Source organism: Novosphingopyxis sp. (assembly GCF_965218915.1).
In the GTDB taxonomy this organism is placed as follows: domain Bacteria; phylum Pseudomonadota; class Alphaproteobacteria; order Sphingomonadales; family Sphingomonadaceae; genus Novosphingopyxis.
Genome location: NZ_OZ244708.1, coordinates 3,275,214 through 3,294,263, shown reverse-complemented (window position 1 = coordinate 3,294,263; position 19,050 = coordinate 3,275,214). Strand labels below are relative to the sequence as shown.

Below are 19,050 nucleotides of genomic sequence, written 5' to 3'. Positions count from 1 at the left end.
GACCTCTATGATCTACAAGCTCGCGCTCGCCGCGCTCCCCGCCATCGTCCTGTTCGCGGCCCCCGCCGCCGCGCGGGACATCTGGACGAAGGGAGAGGCGAACCAATGGTATGGCCAGCAGCCCTGGCTGGTCGGCGCCAATTACAATCCGCGCACCGCGATCAATCAGCTGGAAATGTGGCAGGCCGAAAGCTGGGATCCGGAAACCATCGATCAGGAACTGGGCTGGGCCGAGGGCATCGGTATGAACACGATGCGCGTCTATCTGCACAATCTGCTTTGGGAAAACGATCCGGAGGGGCTGAAAAAGCGGATGAACGAATTCCTTGAGATCGCTTCGCGCCACGGTATCCGCCCGGTCTTCGTGCTGTTCGACAGCTGCTGGGATCCCGATCCGGTGGCCGGGCCGCAGCATCCGCCGATCCCAGGCGTCCACAATTCGGGCTGGATACAGGCGCCCGGCGCCGCGCGGCTGGCCGACAGCGCGCAATATGGCAAGCTGGAAGGCTATGTGAAGGACATCGTCGGCACCTTTGCGGACGACAAGCGCGTGCTCGCCTGGGACGTGTGGAACGAACCGAACAACGAAGGCGGCGGCAACTACGCGCCGACGCCGAACAAGAAGGCGATGGTAGCCGGGCTCCTGGGCCAGGTGTTCGACTGGGCGCAGTCGGCTGATCCGATCCAGCCGCTTACCTCCGGCGTGTGGATCGGCGAAAGCTGGGACAAGCCCGAGACGCTGGACGCGGTGGAAAAAATCCAGCTGTCGCGTTCCGACGTGAACAGCTTTCACGATTATAACTGGCCGGAATCCTTCGCCCGCCGCGCCGCTCAGATGATGAGCTACGGCCGCCCCGTGCTATGCACCGAATATATGGCGCGCGGCAACGGATCGACCTTCGACGGCGATCTGCCCATCGCGAAAAAGCTGAACATCGCGATGATCAACTGGGGCCTGGTCGACGGCAAGACGCAGACGCGGCTGCCGTGGGACAGCTGGAAAAAGCCCTATACCTTTGAGGCGCCGACGATCTGGTTCCACGAGGTATTCCGCGCCGACGGCACGCCCTATCGCCAGGCGGAAACCGATCTGATCCGCGCGATGACGAAGGCTCCCAAGGGCGTCGTGCCCAAATGGGAATATTGAAGGCCCTCACGATGATCTCGATACGCGTGCCAAGAACGCTGATCTGCGCCGCCCTGACGTTCGGCGCGCTTTGCACGGCGCAGGCGCGCGATTCGGTTTTCGACGGGGCCGACCCTTCCGCATTGGTGGTTGGCGAGACCGTTTTTCTCTATCCCACGGCGGACGGCAGCGCGCTATCCGCCTGGTCGTCGGACGATCTGGTGCACTGGCGGCAATCGGGCCGGTTGCTCGCCATCGACGATATCGGCTGGATAGCGGATGACGGCGCGCCGCATCACAGCCTTTGGGCACCCGATATCGTGGCCGCGAACGGCAAATATTATTTCTATTACGCGGTTGGACCGCAGAACCCGACGCCGAGCCGCATCGGCGTCGCGGTTTGCGACAGCCCTATTGGTCCCTGCACCGATTCCGGCAAGCCGCTGCTGACCGGCGGAAACGGGTTCGAGGCGATCGACCCGATGGTCTATATCGATCCGCGATCGGGCCGCCGGCTGCTTTACGCCGGGGGCAGCGCCGGAGCGACGCTGCGCGTCTATGATCTTGCCGCCGATATGGTGACGCTGGGTAAGCGTGTCGCCATCGATCAACCCCCGCATTTCACCGAAGGCGCGTTCATGCATGAGCGTGGCGGCATCTATTACCTGTCGTACAGCGACGGACGCTACAATGATGCCAGCTACAAGGTCCATTATGCGACGGCACCGTCACCGATCGGCCCGTGGACCTATCGAGGCGTACTGCTCGAAGGCAATCGCCGCTATAAAGGGCCGGGCCATCACGCGTTTTTCAGAAATCCGGCGGACGGTCGCTGGTGGATCGCCTATCACCGGTGGGAAGATCAGCGCGGCCGCGGACCCTATCGGGGATCGCGCAAGGTGGCGGTGCAACCGATCGAATTTGATGCAAACGGGCTGATCCGGCCGATCGACATGAAACGCTGATCTAGCGCTACTCGCCGCTTTCGGCGTCCAGCAAATTCAGCACGTCGTTGATCAACTTGCGCATGCGGCCGCGCGCAGCATTCGGGTCCCCGGCGATAATCGCATCGCACACCGCGCCCCTTCGCGGTGAGCCTCTTCACCGCTTCGCGCGTCACCGATCTGCTGATGCCATATTCCTTGGAAAGCTCCGCTTCGGTGGGAAACCCGCCTTCGTTATAAACGCCGGTCGCGATCGCCTTATGCAATTGTTGCAGAATCCCGCAAGTCAGCTTGCGTCCCAGCTGTGCCCTGCTGGTGGCTGCCGCGTCGACAAGTTTGTTTGGCCGTGGGTGGCAAACGCATTCCGATTTCGGTCTTGTCTTCCGCGGCCTGCTGACTTTGGAATTGGCGATTATGTACTTTGCAAACCCTGTCGGATGGAAATTCAGAAACGGCATAGCTCTGCCTTTCTTTGTTCGTCATGCCAGCGAAAGGGCACCCAACAAAGTAGTACTTTGTTGGGACCCGGAAAGGGCACCCAACAAAGTACTACTTTGTTGGGACCCGGAAAGCTGGCATCTCAGGCCTCATGGCGATCCCGCCCGAGACCCCAGCTTTCGCTGGGGTGACGAAAAAGGAAACGGGTTTGCAAGGTACATAATCGCCTTGAAATTACCCAACAACATATAAGTCACATAAGTGTTTCGCTACATATGCGGCACTGATATTTGTCCCTTGCCAGCCTTTGACTGGACGCGCGCGGCGCGAGGAGAGAATGATGAAGGATCTGGCGGGCATGGATCGGCGCACGCTGCTGGGCCTGGCTGGCGGGGCGGCGCTGACGATCGCGGCGTCGCCCGGCTTCGCGGCCTCGGCCGATCGCATCGGCAATGAAATTATTCCCTTGTGGCCGGGATTGCCGCCGGGCAGCACAGACAGGCGCCCGGCGATCGCCATGGTCGACCACAGCGACGATGCCGCAAGGCCGGATCGCACGGTAACCGGCGTCGGCAGGCCGGAAATGGTGGTGTTCCGCCCGGCAAAACCGAACGGGGGGGCGGTGCTGGTGATGCCGGGCGGCGGCTACGAGTACGAGGCGTTCGACAATGAAGGGACGCGTCAGGCCGCATGGCTGAACGCGAACGGCATAACCGCATTCGTGCTGGTTTACCGGCTGCCCGCGGAAGGCTGGGTTAACCGTTCGCTGGTCCCACTGCAGGATGCGCAGCGCGCCATGCGCCTGATCCGCGCCAGTGCGGCCAGGTTCGCAGTTGACGGGGACCGTGTCGCCGCGCTCGGCTTTTCGGCGGGAGGCCATCTGGCCGGCTCGCTGCTCACGCGGTCGGCGGAAGCCAGTTACGGCGCTGTCGACGATACCGACCGGCTCAGCGCGACCCCGAGATTCGCCGGGCTGGTCTATCCCGTGATCACGATGCATCCGGCGCAAACGCACGCCGGATCGCGCGCGGCGCTGATCGGGAAAGATGCGGACGAAGCTGCGGCCAGTTCGGCTTCGGTCGACGAGAATGTGGGCGAGGCGACGCCGCCCTGCATCATCGTGCACACCAATGACGATCCGATCGTTCCGGTGGCCAACGCCCGGTTGATGTACGACGCGATGCGGAGGCACGATCGACCCGTGGCAATGCATCTGTTCGAAAGCGGCGGGCATGGGTTCGGCATCAATCATCCTGCATCCGAACCGGTCAGCATCTGGCCCCAGCTGTTTCTGGCGTTCGCCAGGGCGCAGGGGCTGTTCTGATATCCATTCCGGCGGCTGGCGCGGCGAATGTCGGCACGTCCTCGCCCGTCTATTCGATGAACGGCTCCACCTGATTGATGCGACCGGTGAGGAAGGCGTCGGCGACCAGGCGGAGCGGTGCAAGATCGACATCCGAAACACCCGCTCGGATGATCGCGGCGAACCGGCGGTAGAGGCCGGGATATTCGCCGCGCAGATCATTCGTTACCTCGGGCGGGTCACCATCCGCGATCGACAGCTGCCCCCCGCCCATGGCAAGCGTCAACGTGCCCGCATCGGTTGCGACCACGATGTCCCAGCTTTGCGGACCTTCCTGCCGGAAATCGAGATCCATTGCGATCGGCACGCCTTTGGCATCGCGAAAGGTGAGGCGCGCGGCGATCGGCGCTGCACGGTTTTCGGGAAGATCGAGATCGGCGGTCTCGACGAAAAACGGCCGCGGCAGGATGCGCGTGGCGATCGACAGCGCGTTGATGCCCGGATCGAACACCCCGAAGCCGCCCGGTTCCCAGATCCACTCCTGTCCCGGATGCCACACGCGAACATCCTCGCGCCAGGTGATCGCCACATGACGGATGTCGCGCCCGGCGAGCCAGCGCCGCGCCGGTTCCACGCCGTCGGCGTAGCGCGAGTGCCAGCTGGCGAACAGGCTGATGCCCTTCGCCTCGGCGGCGTCGCGCAGCGCCACGACTTCGGCGAGCGTCGCGCCCGGCGGCTTTTCCAGGAACACGTGCCAGCCCTGCCGGATCGCGGTTTCGGCGATCTGCCTGCGCACCTGCGGCGGGGTGCACAGCGCCACCGCGTCGACCGCGACATCGCTGCTCGCCAGCGCTTCGATATCGGGGAAGAACGGCAAGCCGTTCAGGTTCGCGCCGTGCCGGCTGACCGTGGCGACCAGATCGAAATTCGAGGTTCCCGCGATGGCGGGCAAATGCTGGTCATGGGCGATCTTGCCCATGCCGACGATGGCGAGGCGAATGGGAACGGTCATAGCGTGCGGACCTCGACGGGCGCCGCCTCCGCAAAGGCGAGCGGGTTGATGAGCGGAAGCGCGAACGGGGCCGCTTCGATCTCGAACCGGTCTCCGCTGCGCGTTTCGATGCCATCGGCGCAGGACAAGGTGGCCGTGCCGAAGAAATGGACGTGGATATCACCGGGCCTGCGAAAGGCCGGATATTTGAAATGATGCGCTTCCAGATTGGCGAGACTGTGGGACATGTTGGCCTCGCCTGTAAGAAACGGGTTCTCCCATAGCAGTTTCCCGCCGCGGCGAATGCGGCTGGTGCCGCGAATGTCGTGGGGGGGCGCACCGATCAGCAACTCCGCGCCCAATGCCGCCTGACGCAGCTTGGAATGCGCTAGCCAGAGATAATTGTGGCGTTCGGTCACATGATCGCTGAACTCGTTGGCCAGCGTGACGCCGAGCCGCCAGGGCGTGCCGTCCTCGCCGATCAGATAGATGCCGGCGAGCTCGGGTTCTTCCCCACCGTCTCCGGCAAAGGCGGGCGCGCACAGCGTCTCGCCTGGACCGACCATCGACTGGCCATCGCCCTTGTAGAACCATTCGGGCTGGGCGCCGGCCTGGCCCGCTGCCGGTTTGCCGCCCTCCACGCCTTCCAGGAACATCCGCATGGAATCGGTCTGCGTTTCGGCCTCGGCGGCGGTCTTGTGCATGGCGTCGCGGCCTTCAGCAGAACCGAGATGAGTGAGCCCTGTTCCCGCCAACATCAGGCGCGACGGGTCCGGATGATCAATCGCGCCGAGCAGCCGACCTGCCTCGAGTTCTTCGGCGATATTCACCGTTTCGCGCGTGGCGTGCTGGCGCGCCATATCGAGCAGGGAGCGGCCCGCAGCGATCGCAGCGGTGGCGAGCTCGCGTACCGAACCGATCGACGGATCAAGGAAATACGCCTCGTCTTCCGCCAGAATGACGCGGCGATCGCCTTGGTCGCCCCGATGCTGTATCAACCGTGCCTGCTGTGTCATGCCCGGTCCCCGATGGCGTGGACGAACGCGGTCGCATCGCGCGCGACTTCGTCGGGAGATTTTCCGGGGCGGTAGAGATTGGAGCCCAGGCCAAAACCGTCCGCGCCGGCCGCGCGCCAAGCACCGATGCTCTCCGGCGAGATGCCCCCCACCGCCAGCACCGGCACGTCGGCGGGCAGCACGGCGCGCTGGCCCTTCAGCAGGACCGGTCCGGCGGCATCGGCGGGAAACAGTTTCAGTCCGTGCGCTCCGGCATCGATCGCGGCGAACGCTTCCGTCGCGGTGAAATAGCCAGGTAGCGAAACGAGGCCGGACGAGGCTGCGGCGCGGATCACCGCGCCGTCGCAGTTCGGAGAGACCACCAGCCTGCCGCCCGCCTCCGCCACGCGGGCTACCTGCTCTTCCCTCAACACCGTGCCCGCGCCGATCAAGGCCCGGTCCCCGAGCGCTTCGCCGAGCGCGGCGATGCTGCGGTAGGGATCGGGGGAATTCAGCGGCACCTCGATCATGGAGAAACCCGCATCGACCAGAGCGTTGCCGATCGACTCGGCTTCGGGCGGCGTGATCCCGCGCAGGATCGCGACCAGCGGGCAGGCCTTGAAATGGCGTTCGAAAAGCGTCGCGGCGTCGGTCATGATCTCAGCTCCCGGATATGGTGGATGCCCGCGGCGAAGGCGGCATTGCCGTCGAGCCTGACCGTCTGTCCGCCGCAGATGGCGATGGCGCTCTCATAGAGTTCGGCAAGCGGACCGGAGCCGAGCAAATGGACCGGGGCGGCGGCAAGGTCGTCTCGCGCGCCGACATCGCTGCCGATCAGCACGCCGCTCGCGAACGCCGCGGCGTCTTCGGGTTTCATCTCGCCTAGCAGCACAGCGGCGCGCACCTCGAACAACGCGACGCTGAGATCGCATGATCGTGCGCCGCGATTGACGCCCTTGCGAAAGGCGGGGCCGTCGGCGATCGGACCGTTCAGCATGCCGGCCAGGATGCCGTGATCGCGCAGCAGGGCGAACAGCTCACCGGTCAACGCGGTGGCAAAGGACAGGATCTTTCCATCCGCGCAGACGATCCATTTGTTATGCGTGCCGGGTTGGCAGAACTGCGCATCCGGCGGTGCCAGACCGGCCTGGACCGCGCCGATCACCTGGATTTCCTCGCCGCGCATCACGTCGCAGCGATCGCCGTCCGTGAAGGCCACGCCGGGAATGATCCACATGTCGTTCGCGGGTGCCGCCACGGCACCGGTGGCCAGCGCGTCGGCACCGGCGGGCGCGCCGACATAAGGAACGTCGATCCAGCCGCGGGTGGAACCGATCATGCCCGCGGCCAGGATCGGCAGCTGCCCCATCTGCTCGCGGATCGCGGCGACTTCCAGCGGAAAGGCCCCCGGCGCAACGGCCAGCACGCCCCGGTCCGTGCGCACGCTGTCCAGCACCGCACCGTCCGCACCCATCAGATAGGCGCGGCGGTTGGTCGTTCCCCAATCGATGGCGACGTAAGCGCCGCTGGCGGGCACGCGATCCTCCCCGTCTGATGCGTTCATTTGTCGGACAATAAACGGCGTTACAGCCTTGTCAAGCAGGCTCGCCATCCACCATTTTTGGTAGTTTTGTGCCATCGCGAAGGGTCTCTGGCAACAGCGTCAGGGGCAGATTCTGATAGCAGACGGGCCGCAGAAACCGGTCGATAGCGAGCGTGCCGACCGAGGTAGTGCGGCTATCGGACGTGGCGGGATAGGGGCCACCATGGACCATCGCCGTCGCGACCTCCACGCCGGTCGGCCAGCCATTGGCGAGAATGCGCCCGGCTTTGCGTTCCAGCACGGGGATGAGCGGCCGCACTGCGTCGGTGTCCGCATCGTCCATCTGGAGGGTGGCGGTCAGCTGGCCCTCGAGCGATTCGAGCACCTTTCGAAGCTCGCCCGCATCCTTGCAATGCACGACCAGGCTGGATGCGCCGAACACCTCGGCCCCCAGCGCCGGATCGCCCAGGAACGCCTCAGCGCTGGCCGAGAACAGCCGTGCCGCTTCGCGCGCGATACCGTCTCCCGCAACGCCCGCGGCCAGTTCCGTCACGCCGTCATGGCCCGCCAGCTTGGCCGTGCCTTGCGAAAACGCCTTGCGGATGCCGCCGGTCAGCATCGGCTGCGGATCGTGACCGGCGAGCGCTTCGCTCGCGGCGCTTTCGAACGCGTCCAGGCCCTCGCCCTCGATCGCAAGGACCAGGCCGGGATTGGTGCAGAACTGGCCCGCGCCCATGGTCAGCGATTGCACGAACGCCGCGCCCAGTTCGGCGCCGCGCTGCTTGAGCGCGTGCGGCATCAGCACCACGGGATTGATGCTCGACATCTCGGCATAGACCGGGATCGGCACCTCGCGTTGCTGCGCGACGGCGACCAGCGCCAGCCCGCCCGCGCGCGAACCGGTGAAGCCGACCGCGGCGATGCGCGGGTCTTTCACCAGCGCCGCTCCCAGCTCGTTGCCGGTGCCGCGCACATGGCCGAACACCCCGTCCGGCATGCCGGTCTTACGTGCCGCCTCGGCGATCGCGCCGGCGACCATCTCGTCGGTGCCGGGGTGCGCGGGATGGCCCTTCACCACCACCGGGCAACCGGCGGCGAGCGCCGAGGCGGTGTCGCCGCCGGCGGTCGAAAAGGCGAGCGGAAAATTCGATGCGCCGAACACCGCGACCGGGCCGAGCGGCACCATGCGCATGCGCAGGTCCGAACGCGGCATCGGTTCGCGCTCCGGCATCGCCGGATCGATCCGTACGCTCTGCCAATGGCCGTCGCGCACGGTCTTGGCGAACAGCTTGAGCTGGCCCACCGTGCGCCCGCGCTCGCCGGTCAGTCTCGCGGCGGGCAGGCCGGTCTCGCGCCCCGCGCGTTCGAGCAGTTCGTCGCCCAGCGCCATGATCTCGTCGCCGATCGCTTCCAGGAAAGCGGCGCGCTTGTCCGGTTCGATCGCGCGATAGGAATCGAACGCGCCCGCCGCCTTGGCGCAGGCCGCATCGACGTCCTGCGCCGTGCTTTGGGAGAAGCTCGGATCGATCGCCTCGCCCGTCGCCGCTTCGACTGCCTGGAACGTTCCCTGCGGATCCCTATCGGCCATGTCGCTTGTCCTTTCTGTCTGAGTTATTAAACGTATAAGGCTATGAGGCACGGGCGACAACCGCACCGCCGGAAAATGATGTGGCCAAAAAGACGGGAGAGCGAGATGGGGCATGGCCGCATTGTCTGGGATGGGGGCGCGCTGCTCGGCGAGGGGCCGGTCTGGGACGGGCGCGACGACAGCCTGTGGTTCGTCGATATCAAGGGCCGCCATGTGCACCGGGTCGATCCGGAAAGCGGGGCAAGCCGAAGCTGGCTGGCACCGGCGCAGATCGGCTGGGTGGTGCCGGCTGTGGGCGGCGGGTTCGTGGCGGGGCTGCAGACGGGGCTGCATCGGTTCGATCCGGACGAGGACGATTTTCAGCATCTCGCCGATGTCGAGCCGGACTTATCCGGCAACCGCCTGAACGATGCGACCGTCGATCCCGACGGTATGATCTGGTTCGGTTCGATGGATGATGGCGAGCGCGCGGTCACCGGTCGCATCTACCGGTGGGACGGAAACAGCGTTCAGGCGTCGGCGATCCCGGCCGTGCCAATCACCAACGGCCCGGCCATAGCGCCCGACGGCGCGACGCTTTATCATGTCGATACGCTCGGCGGCGTGATCCATGCCGCGGCGCTGATCGCAGGCAGCGATACCGGCGGTACGCGGGAGTTCGTTCGCATCGCGCCGGAAGATGGCTATCCCGACGGCGTGACTACGGACAGCGCGGGCAATGTCTGGGTGGGGCTCTGGGGCGGCCATTGTGCGCGATGCTATGCCCCGGACGGCACGCTGCTTCGCCAGGTCGAGCTGCCCGCGGCCAACATCACCAAGATCGCGCTCGGCGGCAAAGATGGCAGGACGGCCTTCGCCACCTCGGCGCGGATCGGGCTGGATGAGGCGGCACTCGCCGCGCAGCCGCATGCCGGCGCGGTCTTTGCCTTCGATGTTGATGTGCCGGGCCGGCACTTGCCCCTGGCGCGCACCTAAATCGCGTTCAGCGGCGCCGCTTTGGGACTTATCATCATGCGCACCTCGTAGACGTCGCCACGCAGCCCTTCGAACGTGACGACCGCTTCGTCCCGGCCGGCAATTGCCGGCAGGTGGGCGTGATCGTCACGCTGTTGTGCTCTCCATCGTCGCCGCGTCCAGCCGCTCCGTCACCTTTGCGCCCCAAAGCGCGTAGAACAGGATGTAGAGTTCGCATATGGCGGTCAGCAGGAAGGAGAGCTGCAGGCCGTAGGCGTCGGCCAGCCAGCCCTGTACCACCACCAGCGCGCCGCCGGCGATCGCCATGATCAGCAGCCCCGAGCCTTCCTCGGTCAGCGGGCCGAGGCCGCGGATGCCGAGCGTGAAGATCGTGGGGAACATTATCGAATGGAACAGGCCGACTAGGATCAGCGACCACATCGCGACCGGGCCGGTGGTGAACACGGTCACCAACATCACCACGAACGCGCCGATCGAAAAGGCCGCCAGCACCGTTTCGGCAGGGATGCGCTGCATGATCGCGGAACCGGCGAACCGGCCGACCATCATGCCGCACCACAAAAAGGTGAGATAGCGCCCCGCTTCCTCATGCGTCAGATTGGCGATGTCCGGCTGGCTGACGAAATTCACGAACAGGTTGGCGACGCCGATTTCGGCGATCAGATAGATGAAGATGGCGGGGATGCCGAACACCAGATTGCGGTGCTTCCACAGCGAGTGCTTCTTGCGCTCCTCCTTGGCGACGCGGCTGGTGGCCGAACCCATGGCGGGGAGCGGGAAGCGAGCGATGATAACCGCGAGCACGACGAGCACGATCGCTACAAGCACATAGGGCAGAATCACCGATTGCGCGTCGGCGATACGCTCGGCCTGAGTCAACACGGTGCCGGCCTCCGCGGTGCCGCTTTTCGACCGACCGAGGATCAGATAGGCGCCGAACAGAGGCGCCAGCATCGTTCCGGCCGAATTGAGCGCCTGCACCAGATTGAGCCGCGACGAGGCGGTATCCGGCGGACCGATCACCGCGACATAGGGGTTGGCGGCCACCTGCAGCAGCGTGATGCCGCTGGCGATGATGAACAGCATGATCAACGTGACCCCGTAGGAGGGGATGCTCGCCGCCAGCACCATGCCGAGCGCACCTGCGGCCATGATCAGCAGGCCGATCACCAGCGATTTCTGGTAACCGATGCGCTCGATCAGCTTGGCCGAAGGAATCGAGGCGAAGAAATAGGCGATGAACCAGACCGATTCGATCAGCGTTGTCTTGGTATAGTTGAGGTCGAACACGCTTTTCAAATGGGGCAGCAGCGTGTTGTTGATGACGGTGATGAACCCCCACATGAAGAAGAGGCTCGCCAGCAATGTCAGCGCTTTCGTGTAGCCCGCGCCGCCAGCGGCGACCTTGGCCTCGGGGGTGCCCCCATTCCCAGAAACGACCGGTCCCGGCATCATCTTCTCCCAATGTCGGCTACTTGGCCCATTTGCCGGGCTGTAGCCTATTGCATGTTCTTAATATGTCTGACTATATGCGTTTCATACGACCGGTCAATGTCCAAAAGGACCGGCTCAAAAGGATGGGGAAGCATGATAAAAGCCAGTTTCGAACGCGCCGCGATGATCGGCGCAGCCATCTATTCTGCGAGTCCCGCCATGGCTTCGGTTACCACCGCTGAGCGCGGATCCTTTGGAATCCCGTTCGGCGGGGAGCAGGTTGAATCGGTCAGCCGGCGTTCGGGCCGCGTGCGCGAAGGGCTGAGCACCGAACCGGGCCTGCAATTCTATTCGGGCAATTTCCTGGCGGGCGAACTGGTCGGCAAGGGGGGCCATGTCTATCGCATGGGGGATGGCATCGCGCTGGAGCCGCAACCGTTTCCCGATACGTCCAACCAGCCCACCTTCGGCTCTGCGCGCGTGGAGCCCGGCAAGCCCTATCATCACCGCATGGTCTACCGCGTCTACACGGATCGTTGAGGGGGGGAGGCGAGGTGAACTCTACCGCCGGCAAGCTGCGCAGCAGGGCCTGGTTCGACAATCCGGACAATCCGGACATGACCGCGCTGTATCTGGAGCGGTACATGAACTTCGGGCTCTCGCTCGAGGAACTGCAGAGCGATAAGCCGATTATCGGGATCGCCCAGACCGGCAGCGATCTCAGCCCGTGCAACCGCCATCATCTGGTGCTGGCGGACCGCGTGCGCGAGGGCATTCGGGAGGCGGGCGGGATCGCCATCGAATTCCCCGTCCACCCGATCCAGGAGACGGGCAAGCGCCCGACGGCAGGGCTCGATCGCAATCTTGCGTATCTCGGGCTGGTCGAGGCGGTTTACGGCTATCCGATCGACGCCGTCGTCCTCACGATCGGCTGCGACAAGACCACACCCGCCGCGCTGATGGCCGCCGCGACGGTGAACGTCCCCGCGATCGCGCTGTCGGTCGGCCCGATGTTGAACGGCTATTTCAAGGGCCAGCGCACCGGTTCGGGCACCATCGTGTGGCGCGCGCGCGAGATGCTGGCGTCGGGAGAGATCGACTATCAGGGCTTCATCAAGCTCGTCGCATCGTCCGCCCCATCGACCGGCTATTGCAACACCATGGGCACCGCGACCACGATGAACTCGCTCGCCGAGGCGCTGGGCATGTCGCTGCCCGGATCGGCCGCCATTCCCGCGCCCTATCGCGACCGCCAGGAAGCGGCCTATCGCACCGGCAAGCGCATCGTCGAGATGGTCGACGAAGATCTGAAACCGTCGGACATTTTGACCAAGGACGCGTTCGACAACGCGATCCGCGTCAACTCGGCGATCGGCGGATCGACCAACGCGCCGATCCATCTGGCGGCGATCGCGCGTCATATCGGCGTCGATCTGCCGATCGGGGAGTGGGAACGGTTGGGCCACGACATCCCCCTGCTCGTGAATCTGCAGCCGGCGGGCGAATATCTCGGCGAGGATTATTACCGGGCGGGCGGTGTGCCGGCGGTGATGGGACAGCTGATCGAGCAGAACCTTATCGCCGCCGACGCGATGACCGTGAACGGCAAGACGATCGGCGAGAATTGCGCCGGTGTGGCGATCGAGGACGAGCGGGTCATTTATCCGTTCACCGCGCCCATCCGCCATGCGGCGGGCTTCATCGTGCTATCCGGAAATCTGTTCGACGCGGCGATCATGAAGACGAGCGTGATCTCGGACGATTTCCGCCAGCGCTATCTGTCCGATCCCGACGATCCCGAGGCGTTCGAGGGAACCGCGATCGTGTTCGACGGGCCGGAGGAGTATCACCGGCGGATCGACGATCCTACGCTGGGCATCACCGACAAGAGCCTGCTGTTCATGCGTGGAGCCGGACCGATCGGCTATCCCGGATCGGCCGAGGTCGTGAACATGCGCCCCCCGGTGCAATTGCTGGCGGAGGGCATCCATTCGCTCCCCTGCATCGGCGATGGCCGGCAATCGGGCACCAGCGGCAGTCCGTCGATCCTGAACGCGACGCCGGAAGCCGCGGCGATGGGCGGTCTGGCGTTGCTGAGGAGCGGGGACCGCGTCCGCATCGATCTGCCCAACCGAAGCGCGAACATCCTGATCAGCGACGAGGAACTGCAGCAGCGGCGCGACGAGCTCATCGCCGATGGCGGCTTCCCCTATCCGGAAAGCCAGACCCCGTGGCAGGAAATCCAGCGCGGTGTCGTCGGGCAGATGGCGTCGGGCGCCATCTTGGAGGGCGCGGAAAAATATCAGCGGATCGTCCAGACCCGAGGCCTTCCGCGCGACAGCCATTGACCGGTCGGCTCATCGGTCTGCGCGCAGCGCCCTTTTGCCGCGCTTGCGTTCGGTCGTCCGGCGGATCAGCTCAGTTACCCGAAGTCTCCGCATTCAACGCCGTTTCGGTGTCGGCTTCGGCCTGCCGGATCAGCGCGATCGCCACCTGGCGAGCGGCATCGGCATCGCCATCGGCGATCGCCTGAAAGAGTTGGCGATGTTCGTCGATGGGATCGCGCGGTTTCTTCAGACTGCGATATTTGAAAAAGGTGGTCCAGCGAACCGCCGCGCCGATGGTGGCGGAAAGGTTCACGATCAATTCGTTGTCGGTCGCTTCGAGGATGGCGGCATGGAATTGCTGATCGGCAAGCTGTCCTTCCGCTGTTGCGAGCGTGTGAATAGCCATGGTTTCGAGTGAATGCCCCATGATCGAGAGTTGCCGCGCCGAACGCTTGCGCGCCGCCAGTTCCGCAGCGGCTGGCTCCACGATCATGCGAAGTTCGAACAGATTGCGCACGAACTGGGCGGACGGCACGGTTTCGAACATCCAGGCGAGGAGGGAGGGGTCGAGGATATTCCACTTTTCGCGTTCCCTTACGCGGGTGCCGGTTTTGGGTTTGCTTTCGAGAAGTCCCTTCGCGCTCAAGATGCGCAGCGCCTCACGCACCACGCTTCGCGACACGCCAAGTTCAGAGGCCAGTTCCAGTTCGCCCGGGAGAAGGCTGCCGGGCGCGCGCGCGCCGGTCACGATCGAAGTGCCCAAGTCTTCCGCCACTTTCATATGCGAAGGTTCGTTTTTTCGCCCACCACCCTTCATTCTGTTTTTAACTGTCATGTTCGTTCCCTTGGCCATATCTTACATGGCCGGTTAACCACCAAGCTTACAAGCCATCTTTCTGAAGCGGTCTCGGAAGATCTCGAAAATTTGGCGACCGTCACGACCGTCAGACGTATCTGCAGTCGATTTTCGGATGCTAAAGCGGATAAAATGTTCGACCCATCCGATCAAAATGCGCTGCACAACGCCTGAAGGCTGGCCAATGGCCCATCATTGTTGCTGAAAGCTGGAGCGCTTGATTTGGAAAAGTTAGTTCGGCGAAGCCAATCCGGGCGGCAGGCGATGCCGCTTGAGGGTCTCGCTTCCGGATCGCTCGATTTACCATCAACATCGTGAATTTGGATAAAATCGGTTTTGGAATGACGAAAAAAGATTAATCGGTCCCGATATTGCACCTGATGACGAACCGGGGGCTCTCATTCGCCTTTCTGCGGCACCGTGAAAGTGCCCGTGACCCGGCCGGGCCCGGCGCTTTCGATACCCTCTGGGGGCTGGCCCGAGCCGCCGCTGCCGTCGATCACCGCCTTGCCGGTATCCAGATCGATCACCACCCGCCCTCCGTTCAACCGGTTGCCGCGTTGGGTCAGCGTGACGTTGCCGACCAGCGTGATCAGATGGCGGTCGAGATCGTAGATCGCCGCATCGCCGGTGGCGCGCTCGTCATCCTTGGTGATGACGACCGAGCCGGTGGCATCGATCCGGTTCACGTCGATGCCCGAGCTGTTGGTGTAGGCGATGGTCATCCGCGCCGAGCGCAGGTTCAGCCCGGCCTGCGTCACCAGCACACCGCCCGACAGCACGACCCGGTCCGAACGGTCCTGAATCTCGATCCGCCCGGCGTTGAAATCGACCGGGGCGTTGCTGTTGTGCCCGGCAAGCACCTGCGCGCTGGCCGAGGGCAAGAGCAGCACCGATCCGATCAGACCGGCCATGAGGATGGCTGTTCGTTGCATAGTGGGACGTTCTTTAACGCAATCGCGCCTTAGCGCAATCGGCCCTGATCGACGTGCACTTTCGCACCGCCATCGAGCGCGATCGTTCCCTTGGCCAGATCGACCGTCAGCCGGTCGGCGCTGAACGGGCCGACCTTGGTGGTGCCGGTGACATTGCCCGATACGGTGAGCATCCGGTCCGCAAGATCGGCGGACAGCCGGTCACCCTTGAAATCGCCCATGTCGGTGGTGCCCGTCACCCCGCCCTGTGAGGTCAGCGTCTGCGGGCCGAAGGCGATGGAGGCGTTGCTGGTGGCCAGGCGGTAACCCGGCTCGGCCTCGAACAGGATCGACCCCGGCACCTCCGCCGTCTGTGCCTCGATATCGTACATGGCTCGGCCCGCGCGGATCGCGGCGGGGCCGTCGTCGAGCGTCAGATGCGCCGACAGATCCTTGAGCTGGACCTGCCCCGGGCTCTCGTTGCGCTGCACCGCGCTGCCGGCGCGCAGCGCGAAGGGCCGCCCCTTGTCGTCGGCGCCGCGGTAGAGCGCGTCGCTCGATTCCAGCCGCTCGGGCGCGCGCTCGACGCTATCCTTGTCGAGTACGAAGCTGAGTTCTCCGCGGTCGGCCATCGGCGCGATCAGCAGGATCGCGATGAGCGCGCCGACCGCCGAGGGCAAGGCGATGCGCAGGATGCGGATCATCCGGTCGAACGAGCCGCCGGGCGCGGCGAATTGCTGCCGCTTCGAGCGCCGTTTTTCCGCGCGCCGACTCATCGGGTAGCCCCCGGGAGCGCGCGTGCGGCGTGGCCCGATCGGGCACGGACCGGATCAGCTATGGGCGAAAATATCGTCATCCGGCCATCCCGCGATATCCAGGAGCGCGCGCGTCGGCAGGAAATCGAAACAGGCTTGCGCCAGCTCCATGCGCCCCTCGCGCTCCAGCCGGAGCAGGAACTGGTCGCGCAGCCGGTGCAGGAAGCGCACGTCGGAGGCGGCATAGTCCTTCTGCGCATCGCTGAGCTGCGCGCCGCCCCAGTCGCTCGACTGTTGCTGCTTGGAAATATCCTGGCCCAGCATCTCGCGCACCAGTTCCTTCAGGCCGTGGCGATCGGTATAGGTGCGCACCAGCTTGCTGGCGATCTTGGTGCAGAACACGGGCGCGGCCATCACGCCCAGATAATATTGGATCGCGGCCAGATCGAACCGTCCGAAATGATAGAGTTTGACACGCGCCGGATCGGCCAGGATGCGCTTCAGGTTCGGCGCGTCATAGGCCGAGCCTGGACTGAACCGCACCAGATGCTCATCGCCGTTGCCGTTGGAAATCTGCAGCAGGCACAGCCGGTCGCGCGGCGTTCGCAGCCCCATGGTCTCGGTGTCGACCGCGAGGTCGCCGGTGTCCAGCAGGCCCTCGGGCAGATCTTCTTCGTGAAAATATACGGTCACGGTAGCAATATCCTGTCGGTCGGTGGCGCGGGCGTGGGCAGCGTAGAATGCGGCGAATAGGGTGCCGTGGTCTCTTGCCGCAGCGCAGATGGCATGGCAACCATGGCCTCGCGCGCCAGTTAGCGGTTGTCCGGTTGATCCGCGCCAACGCGGCCTTGGCCCTGCCGTGCCAGGCGCGCGCCAGCCTGTGGAAAACAGCTATCGCAAAAGCGCGCGATTTACGCTATGCTGTTTGCCAGATGCGATTCCATGCGAGGACGTATCGGGCCATGCAGTCAGTCGTCCTTCGCTGCACCGGCCGAATCGGGGGGCGAAGCGAAGGTGAATACGACGACATGAGTTTTGACCGTAAGCGGCGCGGCAAGGGCCGTGATAAACGCGATAGTTTCGGCGACGAGAATTTCGACGGATACAGGGACTCCGGGCCATCGGATGGCGGCGGACGTGGCGGCGGAGGTCCGCGCAGCTTCGACGACGATCGCGGCGGCGGCGCGCCCCGTGGCGGCTTCGGCGGGGGCGGCGGTTTTGCCGGCGGCGGCGGTGCCCCGCGACGCGGCGGCGGCGGCGGCATGCCCGCGCAGGTCGTCGGATCGGACGAGGGCGTGGTCAAATTCTTCAACGGGCAAAAGGGCTTCGGCTTCATCCAGTGCGAAGGTCGCCCGGACGATGTGTTCGTGCACATCAGCGCGGTCGAGGCGGCGGGGCTTACCGGCTTAGCCGAAGGCCAGCCGCTCAAGTTCACGCTGGTCGATCGCGGCGGCAAGGTCTCGGCCAGCGACCTGGAGATCGAGGGCGAGCCGATGCCGGTCGAATCGCACGACCGCGGTCCTCGACCAGGCCCCGGCTCACAGGGCGGCGGTGCTCCTCAGCGCGAACTTACCGGAGAAAAAGCGAAGGGCACCGTGAAGTTCTTCAACGACGTCAAGGGCTTCGGCTTCATCGAACGCGACGATGGCGAGGCCGATGCCTTCGTCCATATCAGCGCGGTCGAGCGTTCCGGCCTCTCCGCACTGCAGCAGGGCGACCGGGTCGAATTCGACATCGAAGTCGACCGGCGCGGCAAATATTCGGCGGTCAACCTGAAGGCCTTGGATTGATCCCCGGCCTCCCGGCAGACATCGAAGGGCGGTCCCGCGGGACCGCCCTTTTCGTTTGGCGATTATGTACCTTGCAAACCCAGTCGGATGGAAATTCAGAAACGGCATAGCTCTGCCTTTCTTCGTTCGTCATGCCAGCGAAAGGGCACCCAACAAAGTAGTACTTTGTTGGGACCCGGAAAGGGCACCCAACAAAGTAGTACTTTGTTGGGACCCGGAAAGCTGGCATCTCAGGCCTCATGGCGATCCCGCCCGAGACCCCAGCTTTCGCTGGGGTGACGAAAAAATGAAACGGGTTTGCAAAGCACATAATCGCCTTTCGTTTGGATGAATGAACGTCGCGAGAGGTTCAGGACAAGTCTTCTCCACGATACCGCTTGGCGGCTAGCCCGATAAGCGGCAGTGCGACGTGCAGGATGATGAGCCACCAGAGATTTCGGGTAAGCACATAGCCGATCGTAAAGGCAAATGCCGCGACGATGCTGGCGGCGGCTTGGGGCCGGGTCTTGATACCGTGGGCAAGACCGTAGGCCAACGCCGCCGCCATGATCGCTCCCGGCCATCCGATATGGGCCGGGAGATACAACAGAAGAAAACCCCGGTAGAGCACTTCCCAGCCGAATCCGACCATCAGCGCGAACAGCATAAAGAGCCTGACCTCGCCCGCACTTTCGGACAGAATGTCGGTGCCAGCCTTTTGGTCATTCATGTCCCCCGAAACAATTTTCCTTCGAACGGCTAGGCTCATGATTCCAAGCAAGATGCCGGTCGCGGCCAAGCCCAGCATGGCCGGCACGGTCACCGGGATGCCAAGTCCGAGCATCGCGGCCGAGCGACCCGTAAGCAGCCAGTCGACCGCCAGAAGAACAAGCAGAACGCCGACGATCGACATCGTTGTGAGATACCGTTGCGCGCGTGACGGATCGTCCGTGCGCGTATTGCGACTGTTCCATATGCCGCGCGCGGGAAGGACGGCAAGCAGCAGAATGGCGATGAGAATATCCAGCATGGCGCACCTTTGACAGCCGTGCGCAAACGCTTGCGCGACAGCAGCTTGTTTTAGGAAAGGAA

At 64.3% G+C, this 19,050-nt stretch carries 17 protein-coding genes and 2 pseudogenes; 7 read left to right on the top strand and 12 right to left on the bottom strand.

All coding sequences use genetic code 11. From position 1 onward, the window contains the following. Positions 1–7 precede the first annotated feature (7 nt). Together ACOQPC_RS15595 and ACOQPC_RS15590 are read left to right on the top strand one after the other, a co-directional pair. On the top strand, positions 8–1,147 hold the full coding sequence (locus ACOQPC_RS15595; protein WP_420606616.1) for a 1,4-beta-xylanase: 1,140 nt from the start codon (positions 8–10) through the stop codon (positions 1,145–1,147). 11 nt (positions 1,148–1,158) lie between these two features. Continuing rightward, complete coding sequence (locus tag ACOQPC_RS15590; RefSeq protein ID WP_420606615.1) at positions 1,159–2,091, top strand: family 43 glycosylhydrolase; 933 nt, start codon at positions 1,159–1,161, stop codon at positions 2,089–2,091. Positions 2,092–2,267: 176 nt separating this feature from the next. Here ACOQPC_RS15590 and ACOQPC_RS15585 read toward each other — a convergent pair. Beyond that, positions 2,268–2,528 (bottom strand): annotated as a pseudogene (locus tag ACOQPC_RS15585) (hypothetical protein); the annotation flags it as partial. A 317-nt stretch (positions 2,529–2,845) separates the two neighbouring features. Here ACOQPC_RS15585 and ACOQPC_RS15580 point away from each other — a divergent pair. After that, complete coding sequence (locus tag ACOQPC_RS15580) at positions 2,846–3,832, top strand: alpha/beta hydrolase (RefSeq protein WP_420606614.1); 987 nt, start codon at positions 2,846–2,848, stop codon at positions 3,830–3,832. A gap of 49 nt (positions 3,833–3,881) precedes the next feature. Here the strand turns inward: ACOQPC_RS15580 and ACOQPC_RS15575 are convergent, their stop codons facing one another. From ACOQPC_RS15575 to ACOQPC_RS15555, 5 genes are read right to left on the bottom strand one after another with little or no spacing between them, the layout of a single operon-like run. Continuing rightward, positions 3,882–4,823, bottom strand: coding sequence for a Gfo/Idh/MocA family protein (locus tag ACOQPC_RS15575; RefSeq protein ID WP_420606613.1), 942 nt, complete (start codon positions 4,821–4,823; stop codon positions 3,882–3,884). Beyond that, positions 4,820–5,818 carry an AraD1 family protein gene (araD1, locus tag ACOQPC_RS15570; RefSeq protein WP_420606612.1) on the bottom strand — a complete coding sequence of 333 codons (999 nt, stop codon included), beginning with the start codon at positions 5,816–5,818 and terminating at the stop codon, positions 4,820–4,822. The genes ACOQPC_RS15575 and araD1 overlap by 4 nt, the downstream gene beginning before the upstream one ends. Next, positions 5,815–6,453, bottom strand: coding sequence for a 2-dehydro-3-deoxy-6-phosphogalactonate aldolase (locus tag ACOQPC_RS15565; protein ID WP_420606611.1), 639 nt, complete (start codon positions 6,451–6,453; stop codon positions 5,815–5,817). The genes araD1 and ACOQPC_RS15565 overlap by 4 nt, the downstream gene beginning before the upstream one ends. Continuing rightward, positions 6,450–7,334: a 2-dehydro-3-deoxygalactonokinase gene (locus tag ACOQPC_RS15560; protein ID WP_420606610.1), complete on the bottom strand. Its 885-nt coding sequence runs from the start codon at positions 7,332–7,334 to the stop codon at positions 6,450–6,452. Before ACOQPC_RS15560 ends, ACOQPC_RS15565 begins: the two co-directional genes overlap by 4 nt. 58 nt (positions 7,335–7,392) lie before the next feature. Continuing rightward, positions 7,393–8,928 (bottom strand): aldehyde dehydrogenase (NADP(+)), encoded by a 1,536-nt coding sequence (locus ACOQPC_RS15555; protein ID WP_420606609.1) that lies wholly within the window; start codon positions 8,926–8,928, stop codon positions 7,393–7,395. 105 nt (positions 8,929–9,033) lie between these two features. Here ACOQPC_RS15555 and ACOQPC_RS15550 point away from each other — a divergent pair, with 105 nt between their 5' ends. Continuing rightward, the gene (locus ACOQPC_RS15550; RefSeq protein ID WP_420606608.1) at positions 9,034–9,903 is read left to right on the top strand and encodes an SMP-30/gluconolactonase/LRE family protein; all 870 of its coding nucleotides are present in this window, start codon (positions 9,034–9,036) and stop codon (positions 9,901–9,903) included. 126 nt (positions 9,904–10,029) lie between these two features. Here the strand turns inward: ACOQPC_RS15550 and ACOQPC_RS15545 are convergent, their stop codons facing one another. Then, positions 10,030–11,355: a sugar MFS transporter gene (locus ACOQPC_RS15545; RefSeq protein WP_420608168.1), complete on the bottom strand. Its 1,326-nt coding sequence runs from the start codon at positions 11,353–11,355 to the stop codon at positions 10,030–10,032. A 282-nt stretch (positions 11,356–11,637) separates the two neighbouring features. On the opposite strand from ACOQPC_RS15545, the pseudogene ACOQPC_RS15540 reads away from it, so the two are divergent. After that, positions 11,638–11,877, top strand: a pseudogene (locus tag ACOQPC_RS15540) (galactose-1-epimerase); the annotation flags it as partial. A gap of 14 nt (positions 11,878–11,891) precedes the next feature. Continuing rightward, complete coding sequence (locus tag ACOQPC_RS15535; RefSeq protein WP_420606607.1) at positions 11,892–13,685, top strand: IlvD/Edd family dehydratase; 1,794 nt, start codon at positions 11,892–11,894, stop codon at positions 13,683–13,685. A 70-nt stretch (positions 13,686–13,755) separates the two neighbouring features. On the opposite strand, the gene ACOQPC_RS15530 is transcribed toward ACOQPC_RS15535, so the two are convergent. The 4 genes from ACOQPC_RS15530 to ACOQPC_RS15515 form a co-directional block, all read right to left on the bottom strand. Then, positions 13,756–14,445 (bottom strand): FadR/GntR family transcriptional regulator, encoded by a 690-nt coding sequence (locus ACOQPC_RS15530; protein ID WP_420606606.1) that lies wholly within the window; start codon positions 14,443–14,445, stop codon positions 13,756–13,758. Positions 14,446–14,918: 473 nt separating this feature from the next. Continuing rightward, on the bottom strand, positions 14,919–15,455 hold the full coding sequence (locus ACOQPC_RS15525; RefSeq protein WP_420606605.1) for an LptA/OstA family protein: 537 nt from the start codon (positions 15,453–15,455) through the stop codon (positions 14,919–14,921). 29 nt (positions 15,456–15,484) lie between these two features. Further along, on the bottom strand, positions 15,485–16,210 hold the full coding sequence (locus ACOQPC_RS15520) for an LPS export ABC transporter periplasmic protein LptC (RefSeq protein ID WP_420606604.1): 726 nt from the start codon (positions 16,208–16,210) through the stop codon (positions 15,485–15,487). A 54-nt stretch (positions 16,211–16,264) separates the two neighbouring features. Continuing rightward, complete coding sequence (locus ACOQPC_RS15515; protein ID WP_420606603.1) at positions 16,265–16,882, bottom strand: ribonuclease D; 618 nt, start codon at positions 16,880–16,882, stop codon at positions 16,265–16,267. Positions 16,883–17,217: 335 nt separating this feature from the next. On the opposite strand from ACOQPC_RS15515, the gene ACOQPC_RS15510 reads away from it, so the two are divergent. Then, positions 17,218–17,979, top strand: a complete 762-nt coding sequence (locus ACOQPC_RS15510; protein WP_420606602.1) for a cold-shock protein — start codon at positions 17,218–17,220, stop codon at positions 17,977–17,979. 349 nt (positions 17,980–18,328) lie between these two features. Here ACOQPC_RS15510 and ACOQPC_RS15505 read toward each other — a convergent pair whose 3' ends face one another. After that, positions 18,329–18,988 (bottom strand): CPBP family intramembrane glutamic endopeptidase, encoded by a 660-nt coding sequence (locus ACOQPC_RS15505; protein WP_420606601.1) that lies wholly within the window; start codon positions 18,986–18,988, stop codon positions 18,329–18,331. Positions 18,989–19,050 lie beyond the last annotated feature (62 nt).